The 1,304-nt window shown below is 63.3% G+C and carries 1 protein-coding gene; it reads left to right on the forward strand.

Annotation, left to right across the window (positions count from 1 at the left end; translation table 11 throughout):
* The first annotated feature begins 80 nt into the window (after positions 1–80).
* The gene (locus FHW73_RS17305) at positions 81–1,301 is read left to right on the forward strand and encodes an ISL3 family transposase (RefSeq protein WP_183427997.1); all 1,221 of its coding nucleotides are present in this window, start codon (positions 81–83) and stop codon (positions 1,299–1,301) included.
* Positions 1,302–1,304 lie beyond the last annotated feature (3 nt).

Genomic DNA, 1,304 nt, shown 5'->3' on the forward strand with positions numbered 1-1,304 from the left:
GGTTCTTCGCGGATTAGCGTGGAGCCATTCTTGTCCGCCGCTACCCTTGAAGCCTGATTTCAGGGCTCAAGGGCAGATGCATGTTGGACCGGAAGACGATTGAGAAGCTGGGCGGCTGGGAAGGCTATCGCGTCGAGCGGATTGCGTGGCCCGAGGACGGCAGTCGGACCGTCACGATCTGCCTCAAGCCATCAGCACGCACGATGTACTGCGAGCACTGCGGAAGCCGGTGCCGGCAGATCCATGAGACGACCGTGCGTCGGGTACGGGATCTGCCACTCATGGCACTTCAGGTGAGGCTGGTGGTGCCGCGCCGGCGGGTGTGGTGCGAGCAGTGCGGCGGTCCTCGGCTCGAGAAGCTGAGTTGGCTGGGGCGTTACCAGCGAGTCACCGACCGGCTGGCCGAGGCGGTCAGCCAGTTGCTTGAGTCCAGCACCATCGTGGCTGTAGCCCGCTTTTTCCAGTTGGGCTGGCACACGGTCAAGACGCTGGACAAGGCCCGGTTGCGGCAGGCCGTTCAGGAGCCCGACTGGAGCCAGATCCACTATCTGGCGATGGATGAGTTCGCCCTGCATAAGGGCCATCGCTATGCCACCGTGGTGGTCGATCCGATCCGTCGCCAGGTCCTGTGGGTCGGCAACGGCCGCTCCCGCGAGACCGTGCGGGCTTTCTTCGAGCAACTCCCTGCCGGCGTTGCCGCGCAGATCCGGGCCGTGGCCATCGACATGACCACGGCCTATGAGCTGGAGATCCAGGCCCACTGTCCCAACGCCGAGATCGTCTACGACCTGTTCCATGTTGTGGCCAAGTACGGCCGCGAGGTGATCGACCGGGTGCGGGTGGATCAGGCCAACCAACTGCGCCACGACAAGCCGGCCCGCCGGGTCATCAAGTCCAGCCGCTGGCTCCTGCTACGCAATCGCGAAAGCCTGGATCGCCGCCAGTCGGTGAAGCTGGACGAATTGCTCGAAGCCAACCGGCCATTGCTCACTGCCTATCTCATGCGTGACGAGCTCAAACGCCTGTGGTTCTACCGACGTCCCGGCTATGCCCAGTGGGCCTGGGAGCACTGGTTGGAACAGGCCCAAAGCAGCGGAATCGCCGCGCTCTCGCTGTTCGCACAACGGCTCAAAGCCTACCTGCATGGGATCCTGTCCCGTTGCCGGCATCCGCTCAACACCAGCATCGTCGAGGGCATCAACAACACCATCAAGGTCATCAAGCGTCGTGCCTACGGCTACCGGGATCAGGCGTATTTCTTCCTCAAGATCCGCGCAGCCTTCCCCGGTATTCAGCGATGAACC

This window comes from Luteimonas sp. RC10 (assembly GCF_014192745.1).
Classification (GTDB): Bacteria; Pseudomonadota; Gammaproteobacteria; order Xanthomonadales; family Xanthomonadaceae; genus Luteimonas.